The organism is Nonlabens tegetincola, assembly GCF_002117085.1.
In the GTDB taxonomy this organism is placed as follows: domain Bacteria; phylum Bacteroidota; class Bacteroidia; order Flavobacteriales; family Flavobacteriaceae; genus Nonlabens; species Nonlabens tegetincola.
The window spans coordinates 1,950,392-1,960,390 of sequence record NZ_CP019342.1; the positions used below are offsets into that span (position 1 = coordinate 1,950,392).

Annotated in this window: 5 protein-coding genes; 1 reads left to right on the forward strand and 4 read right to left on the reverse strand. The window is 37.4% G+C overall.

Going from position 1 to position 9,999, the window contains the following annotated elements; genetic code table 11:
- Positions 1-26: 26 nt before the first annotated feature.
- Positions 27-212: an Ig-like domain-containing protein gene (locus BST91_RS13545; RefSeq protein WP_394335653.1), complete on the reverse strand. Its 186-nt coding sequence runs from the start codon at positions 210-212 to the stop codon at positions 27-29.
- Positions 146-5,044 (reverse strand): beta strand repeat-containing protein, encoded by a 4,899-nt coding sequence (locus BST91_RS09230; RefSeq protein WP_085775233.1) that lies wholly within the window; start codon positions 5,042-5,044, stop codon positions 146-148. Before BST91_RS09230 ends, BST91_RS13545 begins: the two co-directional genes overlap by 67 nt.
- Before the next feature lie 321 nt (positions 5,045-5,365).
- Between BST91_RS09230 and BST91_RS09235 the strand changes: the two genes are divergently transcribed.
- The gene (locus tag BST91_RS09235) at positions 5,366-6,967 is read left to right on the forward strand and encodes a peptide chain release factor 3 (RefSeq protein WP_085775234.1); all 1,602 of its coding nucleotides are present in this window, start codon (positions 5,366-5,368) and stop codon (positions 6,965-6,967) included.
- Positions 6,968-7,036: 69 nt separating this feature from the next.
- On the opposite strand, the gene BST91_RS09240 is transcribed toward BST91_RS09235, so the two are convergent.
- Both BST91_RS09240 and BST91_RS09245 read right to left on the reverse strand, forming a co-directional pair.
- Entirely contained in the window at positions 7,037-9,037 is a 2,001-nt protein-coding gene (locus tag BST91_RS09240) for an OmpA family protein (RefSeq protein WP_085775235.1), read from the reverse strand.
- A gap of 12 nt (positions 9,038-9,049) precedes the next feature.
- Complete coding sequence (locus tag BST91_RS09245; RefSeq protein WP_042280475.1) at positions 9,050-9,985, reverse strand: PorP/SprF family type IX secretion system membrane protein; 936 nt, start codon at positions 9,983-9,985, stop codon at positions 9,050-9,052.
- Positions 9,986-9,999 lie beyond the last annotated feature (14 nt).

Below are 9,999 nucleotides of genomic sequence, written 5' to 3' on the forward strand. Positions count from 1 at the left end.
TTGATCTGTTAAACTCTCATCATCTGCTACTGGTGGAACTGAGTGAAAGTTATATCTACCATACCTGTATCAGTTAAACCATCTTCATCTGCAACTGTGTATTCAAAACTAATCGGCTCAGTGCTGTCTGTCGCTGGAATAACATTTAAGGTCCCATCTGGATTAGCTCTACTACCGTACCATCGGCTAATGTCACTGGTGAACCTACCGATATCGCCTGACCTTCTACCTCAGTGATTGTCAAGTTTGCATTATCGCCATCTGGATCATCATCGCCAGCTAACGCATCTACCGTAATCGGTGTATTGATCGTCTGGTTTGATAGAATCTCATCATCTGCTACTGGTGGTAACTGAGTGAAGGTTATATCTACCATACCTGTATCAGTTAAACCGTCTTCATCTGCAACTGTGTATTCAAAACTGATCGGCTCTGTGCTATCCGTTACTGGAATAACATTCAAGGTTCCGTCTGGATTTAACTCTACTACCGTACCATCAGCCAAAGTCACTGGTGAACCTACCGATATCGCCTGACCTTCTACCTCGGTAATTGTCAAGTTTGCATTATCACCATCTGGATCATCATCGCCAGCTAACGCATCTACCGTCACTGGTGTATTGATCGTCTGATCCGCTAGAATCTCATCATCTGCTACTGGTGGTAACTGGGTGAAGGTTATATCTACCATTCCCGTGTCAGTTAAACCGTCTTCATCTTCTAAGGTATACTCAAAACTAATCGGCTCCGTACTGTCTGTAGCCGGTGTAACATCTAAGGTCCCGTTTGTCTGAAGGGTTACCGTAGTACCATCACTTAAGGTTACTGTAGATCCTGGTGCTATCGGAGTCACTACTCCTGTTGCTGGATCGATAATCTCGGTAATCGTCAAATTAGCATTGTCGCCGTCTGGATCATCATCACCGTCTAACACATTGATATTAATAGGTGTGTTTATAGCTTGATCTGTTAAACTCTCATCATCTGCTACTGGTGGTAACTGAGTGAAAGTTATATCTACCATACCTGTATCAGTTAAACCATCTTCATCTGCAACTGTGTATTCAAAACTAATCGGCTCAGTGCTGTCTGTCGCTGGAATAACATTTAAGGTCCCATCTGGATTTAGCTCTACTACCGTACCATCGGCTAATGTCACTGGTGAACCTACCGATATCGCCTGACCTTCTACCTCAGTGATTGTCAAGTTTGCATTATCGCCATCTGGATCATCATCGCCAGCTAACGCATCTACCGTAATCGGTGTATTGATCGTCTGGTTTGATAGAATCTCATCATCTGCTACTGGTGGTAACTGAGTGAAGGTTATATCTACCATACCTGTATCAGTTAAACCGTCTTCATCTTCAACTGTGTATTCAAAACTAATCGGCTCTGTGCTATCCGTTACTGGAATAACATTCAAGGTTCCGTCTGGATTTAACTCTACTACCGTACCATCAGCCAAAGTCACTGGTGAACCTACCGATATCGCCTGACCTTCTACCTCGGTAATTGTCAAGTTTGCATTATCACCATCTGGATCATCATCGCCAGCTAACGCATCTACCGTCACTGGTGTATTGATCGTCTGATCCGCTAGAATCTCATCATCTGCTACTGGTGGTAACTGGGTGAAGGTTATATCTACCATTCCCGTGTCAGTTAAACCGTCTTCATCTTCTAAGGTATACTCAAAACTAATCGGCTCCGTACTGTCTGTAGCCGGTGTAACATCTAAGGTCCCGTTTGTCTGAAGGGTTACCGTAGTACCATCACTTAAGGTTACTGTAGATCCTGGTGCTATCGGAGTTACTACTCCTGTTGCTGGATCGATGATCTCGGTAATCGTCAAATTAGCATTGTCGCCGTCTGGATCATCATCACCGTCTAACACATTGATATTAATAGGTGTGTTTATAGCTTGATCTGTTAAACTCTCATCATCTGCTACTGGTGGTAACTGAGTGAAAGTTATATCTACCATACCTGTATCAGTTAAACCGTCTTCATCTGCAACTGTGTATTCAAAACTGATTGGCTCTGTGCTGTCTGTCGCTGGAATAACATTTAAGGTCCCATCTGGATTTAGCTCTACTACCGTACCATCGGCTAATGTCACTGGTGAACCTACCGATATCGCCTGACCTTCTACCTCAGTGATTATCAAGTTTGCATTATCGCCATCTGGATCATCATCGCCAGCTAACGCATCTACCGTAATCGGTGTATTGATCGTCTGGTTTGATAGAATCTCATCATCTGCTACTGGTGGAATATTGTATATAATAGTAACAAAAGCTGGATTGGAAATATAACCATCATTATCATCGACTGTATATTGAATTGGAGTTGGAGAACCATTGAAACCTGTTTCTGGTGTAAAACTTATTTCTCCATTTATTGGATTAACTTCCCAAGTTCCTTCACCTGGGACGGTAAATCCAATAAAATCCCCATTACTATCAGTAATGATCATGGTTACACCCGAAGGAACTACAAGACTGACAGAAGTAGGATCTAAGCTTCCATCAGGATCACTATCTATTCCGCTACCATTATCTGCAAAAGGATTTACAAATACCGTAACACCTACATTATTATCAACACTCACATCATCTTGCGCAACGGGAGACTCAAAAACTTCAATTGTAACAATAGCAGAGTCACATACCGAGTCGTCCGGAGAATTTAAACAAATTTGATAGGTTACTGTATACGAACCTCCAGCTGTTCCTGGTGGAACATTAATAGTACCATCTGTATTAATCGTGATACCTGTTAAACCTCCATCATTAGTAATACTAATGTTATCATTAATATTTGCATCATTAGCGGGATCTGCATTACTGGTATCATTACCAAACACTGTTGCAGTTGTCCCACCTGATGTACCATTTATTGGAGAAGAAGAAAAGTCGTCATCATTAGCGACTGCTTGGGCTGGTTGAATTATTGTAATAATCAGGTTTGCGTCCGAAGTTGCACCAGAATTGTCTAAGGAATCTATAAGTTGATAAGGAATTGTATCTGTGAGCGTAGAACCTGGACTTAATGCCACGACCGCTGGATTAGCAGGATCTACATTGTAAGTATAAGATCCATCTGAATTAACTGTAATAAATCCATAAGTGGTTGCAATAACATTACCAACATTTGCTGTATCATTATCTACCTCTGACACTCTAGGAACATCAGTTGCTTGCCAAATCAGATCTGTTATTGCAGCAATTTGTCCATTTGGATCCGGCGCTATTACGTCAGGACCATAGTTATATTCAATAACAACCTGATTTATAGGATCAGGAAAAAAGAAATTCACATTACCCATTGCCTCAGAGGCAGGAACCGAGCCAGTTCCATAAAATGAATTCCCACTTTGAATTACTGTTCCTGCAACTTGTGCGTTATAGGCCACAGGAACCCCATCTAAAAATGCGGTTACGGTGAATTGATCTTGCCATGTCGTATTAAAACTTTGGTCTTGGTCTATATCAGAAGCCGCAAAACTTAAACTCACAATTGGAGCATCAAAATCAATTGTTGTAGTTGTCGAAGCTACAGGATTAGTAGTACCATTAATTTGATATCCTAAATATCCTGTATGCCCTCCGTTTGTTCTAGTTTGATGAACGACTTGATTTCTATTAATAGTACCTACATTATCAGGATCTGTTGATGTAAAAGAAATAGTTACACCTGTTGTAGTATTCAATCTACTTTCACCATCTATAGGAGGAGAATATCCAACTTCACCACCTGTGGCAGAAAACTCATTCTCCCAGATAAACCTTGCAAATGGCCTATCTGTATTGTCCGGACCATTACCATCATCGTCAGTAATAACATTACCAGTTGCTGTTGGACTAGAGCCTATAATAACAGAATTTGCATTATCTGTTGCTACTGGTGGCTCAGTCACTCCATTAATTGTAACTGTAATGAATCCAGTATCACTGAATCCGAGACCATCTGCTGCTCGGTAAGCAATTATATCTTCTAATGTCTCACCATTCCTTATACCAAGAACTGCTATGTTACTTGTATCCACCTGATAACTATAGGAACCATCGCTTTGAACAGTTAAGGTACCATAGGTTGAATTATAAGGCATACCAACTTCTGCCACGTATCCATTAACATCTGCAACACTTAACACATTTCCTGGTGGATTTGGCGAATTATCAGTATCGTTGGACAATAAATTACCCGTTATTGGTGCTGCAGCATTTGCTGCTAATGATGCCGTATCATCTATAACTACAGGTGGATAATGAGGGAATAGTTCTGTAGTCGCAGATAGAGCGTTAACAGGATCTGTGACGCTAATTTGCATATAACGTATAGCTTCTGTTACCACACCTGTACCTTGATGTAAATATCTAAAGTTTAATAAAAAAGTTTCAAAGTTATCGGTAAGAATAGGATTACCATTTGTTTCTGTTATATTGTAGGTAATACCATCTACACTAGTAATAGTAAAACTATTAGTACCATAAACAACATTAAACGGCCCAAATGGGGCTGGATTCGAAGTGTTTCCTAAAAACGGAGCGGAAATTATACCAGTTCCTGCTTCATTATATATAACTAATCTTTCTTGACCATTATCGTAAACACCATTAGGAGCACCAGTTGGATTTTGAGAGAATGTAATAGTTGCACTGGTAAAAGACCCTGATGTGGTTACAAGTTGCCAGTCTAAGGCAGCAGGTTGGTATATAAAATTAATAAGAACATCTAAACTATAATCATTACCTGGGAATGGTCCATTTAGATCTAGAGTAGTAACCGTTTTGGATGTAAAGGAAGGTGAAGTTTTAGATTTCTTTTTTGATGAAATAATCTTTTTATAGACATTAACTGTTTTGGACACATCCTCAACATCATCCGTAGAAAAAATAAAAGTCTTTTTTAAATCTACAGGACTTTGTGAATACATACTATTAAGAAAGAACCCGTAGAGAAAAAATAGTAGCACCTTAATAAATGCTTGTTTCTTTGCAATCGGTATATTTTTAAAAAACTGAGTAGCGTTATTCATAATCCTTTTTATTAACTTGATAGAATCATTCGATAATAAATAAATATATTCGATGTAATGCCTAGTTTAAAAATATTACTGTTAAGATCATAAAAAATCGTTAAAATGATAATTTTTATCGTTTAAATAGTGGTAATTAACATTTTACAAGTTCGATAAAAAACATCAGTTATATTCTTATTGTTAATTATAAAAACTTGATTATTTCATGAGTTACCCATAGGTAACTTTATTAAAATATAGAAATTAGCAAATCAATTAAACAATCCATTGATTAATCAAGGATGCTGTATTTTTGCATTTCCGAATAATTAATCATTCATGTCCTTACAAAAAGAAATTAATAGAAGACGTACCTTCGGTATTGTTTCTCACCCAGATGCAGGTAAAACTACACTTACAGAAAAACTTCTTCTTTATGGAGGTGCTATTCAGGAAGCAGGAGCCGTAAAGAGCAATAAAATTAAAAAAGGTGCGGCTAGTGACTTTATGGAAATCGAGCGTCAACGTGGTATATCGGTGGCTACATCGGTTCTAGCATTTGAATATAACGACACAAAGATTAATATTCTAGACACACCAGGACACAAAGATTTTGCCGAGGACACCTTTAGAACTTTAACGGCTGTTGATAGTGTCATAGTCGTAGTAGACGTTGCAAAAGGTGTGGAAGAGCAAACTGAAAAACTTGTAGAGGTTTGTAGAATGCGCAACATTCCTATGATTGTATTCATCAATAAGATGGATAGAGAAGGAAAAGATGCCTTTGATCTACTCGATGAAATTGAACAAAAGTTACAACTCACAGTGACACCATTGAGTTTTCCTATAGGAATGGGATATGATCTTAAAGGAATTTATAATCTTTTTGAAAAAAATATAAGATTGTTCACTGGAGAGTCTTCTAAAGACATTAATAAAACTACTTCCGTAGACGATTTAAATGATACGGCATTAGACAATCTAATTGGAGCTGAAAGCGCTCAAACATTACGAGAAGAACTTGAAATGGTAGAAGGTATCTATCCAGAATTTAATGAGAAAGATTACCTAGACGGCAAATTGCAACCCGTATTTTATGGTAGTGCACTACATAATTTTGGCGTAAAAGAGCTGCTAGACGCATTCATTAAAATAGCCCCTACTCCTAGACCTAAAAATGCTGAGGAACGATTAGTAAATCCTAAAGAAAAAGATTTTAGTGGATTCGTTTTCAAGATACACGCGAATATGGACCCTAAACATAGAGACAGACTGGCTTTTGTGAAAATTGTAAGCGGGACTTTTGAGCGTAATAAACCTTATAAACATGTTAGGTTAGATAAAAACTTAAAATTCTCTAGTCCTAATGCATTCTTTGCAGAAAAGAAAGAAATTGTTGACATATCGTACCCAGGAGATATTGTAGGTCTTCACGACACGGGAAATTTTAAAATCGGTGACACTTTAACTAGTGGTGAGATCCTACATTATAAGGGAATTCCTTCATTCTCACCAGAACATTTTAGATACATTAATAATGCCGATCCTATGAAAGCAAAACAGCTTGCTAAGGGTATTGATCAATTAATGGATGAAGGTGTAGCACAATTATTTACTCTAGAACTAAATGGTCGTAAAGTTATTGGTACTGTTGGCGCTCTGCAATTTGAAGTAATTCAATATAGACTGGAACATGAATATGGAGCAAAATGTTCCTACGAGAACCTTAACGTGCACAAAGCTTGCTGGGTGGATACTAAGGATTGGAAAAGTGAGGAATTTTTAGATTTTAAAAGAGTTAAGTCCAAGTTCTTAGCTAAAGATAAACAAGGTCAATTGGTATTTCTAGCAGATAGTGCTTTCTCTCTTCAAATGACGCAACAAAAATACCCTAGTATCAAATTCCACTTCGTATCGGAATTTGAATCCATAGCTGTATAATCTTTGCTACGCTTTCGCGAAAGCGTTATTATAAAAATAGAAAGAGGTTCTTGAAGAACCTCTTTTTTATTAATTACAATTGGAAATCTTACCTAGACCAGAAATTATAAACTCTGACCTACGATTAAGTTGATGTTCCTCTGGAGTACATTCAACTCCATTTGAGCACTTATTAAGTAATTGACGCTCTCCATAACCTTTGGCTGTTAATCTGGACGCATCGATACCATTATCGATCAACCACTGACGAGTACTTCGCGCTCTACGATCACTTAAAGCCTCATTGTAATCATCTGGCGCACGACTATCTGTGTGAGACCTAATTTCAACAGCTATCTGTGGATATAGCTCCATGAATGCTTTAATCTTTGTCAATTCTGCAGCTGCATCTGGTCTTATATTGGACTTGTCAAAATCAAAGTATATTTGTTTTATGTTTAATAAAGGCGCTATATCATCACAATCTGCTAGCGCTTGTTTGTTTTTGGACAATTCCAGCGGTATATCACTATAATCTGTTTGAGAAGGTGTTGTAAACAAATCCTCGTCGGTACCATATTCTTGTTTTTCACCTCGTAGGAAATATTGTTTATCGCACTCTAATTTAAATACAAATTTTCCATTAGCCTTAGTAATCACGTCTCCTACAATATTATTATTAGCATCAAGAACGGTTACTAATGCACCATCTATAGGAGCTCCTGTATTTTTATCAGTTACTGTACCAGAAAGAAGGTGCTCACATTCTTTACGCATCTCTTCTGTTTGAATGAAACTATAAATATCGTCATCTCCGATTCCTCCTGGCCTATTACTACTGAAATATCCTCGCTTACTACCGTCATTTATAATAAATGAGAAATCATCATATTGTGTATTTATAGGACTACCAATATTTACCACATTAGATACAGATCCATCTGGTTTGATGGAACTTGCAAATACATCTAGTCCTCCTAATCCTTGATGACCTGTACTTGCAAAATAGAGTGTATTATTGCTACTTACAAAAGGAAAACTTTCTCTACCTTCTGTATTGACATTTTCCAAATTACGAGGTTCACTGTAATTACCATCTTCTAAAATATCAACTACCCATAAATCAGACTTCCCAAATTTTTCTCTCATGTCATAACCAACTGATCCTGGCATATCACTAGAAAAATACAACTTAGTCTCATCTGGACTTAATGCTGGATGCGCTGTAGAGTATTCATCGCTATTAAAAGGTAGTTCAACAGGTTGTAACCATCTTTTTCCCTTTTTAACGGATTTGTATATTTTAAGCCTGTTAACACCATCAATATCTTGTCTTGCAACACCTTCGGAGTAGTTATTACGCGTAAAGTATACAGTGTTTCCATCTTTAGTAAATGTTGGTGTACTTTCATGAAACCTTGTATTAAGAACCCCTTTAAATTCCTTGGCATTTCTTAATTCTCCAGCATTTGTTTCATCAGCTTCATAGAGCTCTAGAAAAGCCTGTCCACTCCATGTATGTCTTCTATTTATCAATGAAGAAGTATCTCTAGATGTGGCAAACACTACTTTATCTTTGGCGTCGTAGTAAGCCGTACCAAAATCACTGGTATAACTATTAACATCCTCCGCATTTTTTATAATAAATCTTCCTGACTGAAAATCGATGATTTGCAGATAATTAGGCTCGTCAGAATATTTTTTGGCTCTTGAATCAAATCCCTTGAAGGAATTAAAAGTTGCCATCAATTCATCTGCTTTCTGATACTGACCAGTAGCTTTTAAAGTTTGCGCATGTCTAAAATAATACTCTGGTTTTACTGACTCTTTGTATTTTTCAAATAGTAGTGTATAATATTTATTGGATTTTTCTAACTCGTCATTAAAGTAATAAGCATCGGCAAGTTTTGATAAAATCTCTGGTGATTCGTAACCATCTTCAAATAGTTTTTTATAAAGCTTTTGAGCTTCAAAAAAGGCTAATTGATCATACTTTTTATTTGCTTTCTCTAAATCTGACTTTTTCTGTGCATATGAAAAATTCAGAATAAATGACACCAATAAAAGTGTAGATATATATTTTAATTTCATGATACTATTTTATTAAAAGAATCTTGGTGTGATAATTCTATCGTAGCTGTTGAACAATTCAAATCGCAAGAATAATTCATAACTACCATCGTTGTATATCGCATTACCTAATTCTGTAGTCTCGCGATCATAGGCAAATCCTATCATCATTTGATCACTTATTTGAAATCCTACTAATCCGGTAACAGCAGCACTCCACCTATAGGCCGCTCCTACTGTGAACTTCTCGTTGAATAAGAAATTTGCCGTTAAGTCAACCTGTAAAGGTGCTCCTTGTACCATCTTTACTAGCCCAGCTGGCTTGAACTTAATGTTATCATTTAAATCAAAAACATATCCCACGGTTCCAAATAAGTGTATACGCTCCTCTGCTATAAACGTGGCTGAACTCGTGTCGTTATCCTCATCAAAATGATCCGTCTGTAATAAATTAGGCGAACTCAATCCTACGTAAAACCTATCCGTATGATAATACAGTCCTAATCCTACAGTAGGTGACAATCTATTGTCTACATTCTCACTCAATCTAGGATCTCCTGGATCAAAAATATTTAGCTTATTAAAATCAACATTTAACACGTGGATTCCTCCCTTAAGTCCAAAACTTAATCTTGCCTCGTCTCCTACAGGAATCGTATAACTAAAATCTGCCGCTACATAGGTCTCATCAGCTGGTCCTATTTCGTCATTTACAACACTCAAACCTAATCCTACTCTACTATTGGCAATAGGAGTATGAAACGACAAGGTTTGTGTGCGTGGTGCTCCATCCAATCCAACCCATTGACTACGATGTAATCCAACTATACTCGCTACACCGCGATTACCAGCATAGGCCGGATTTATAACTATCGGATTATACATATACTGACTGTACTGTGGATCCTGTTGAGCTGTTAACGCTTTCGCGAAAGCGAAAAAAACAAAGACAACTATTAATTTTTTCATGCTTGTAAGTTATA

Bases quoted from the DNA above. Each gene is read 5' to 3' on its own strand.
- BST91_RS09240 (WP_085775235.1), bottom strand. From the start codon at position 9,037: ATGAAATTAAAATATATATCTACACTTTTATTGGTGTCATTTATTCTG.
- BST91_RS09235 (WP_085775234.1), top strand. From the start codon at position 5,366: ATGTCCTTACAAAAAGAAATTAATAGAAGACGTACCTTCGGTATTGTT.
- BST91_RS09230 (WP_085775233.1), bottom strand. From the start codon at position 5,044: ATGAATAACGCTACTCAGTTTTTTAAAAATATACCGATTGCAAAGAAA.
- BST91_RS09245 (WP_042280475.1), bottom strand. From the start codon at position 9,985: ATGAAAAAATTAATAGTTGTCTTTGTTTTTTTCGCTTTCGCGAAAGCG.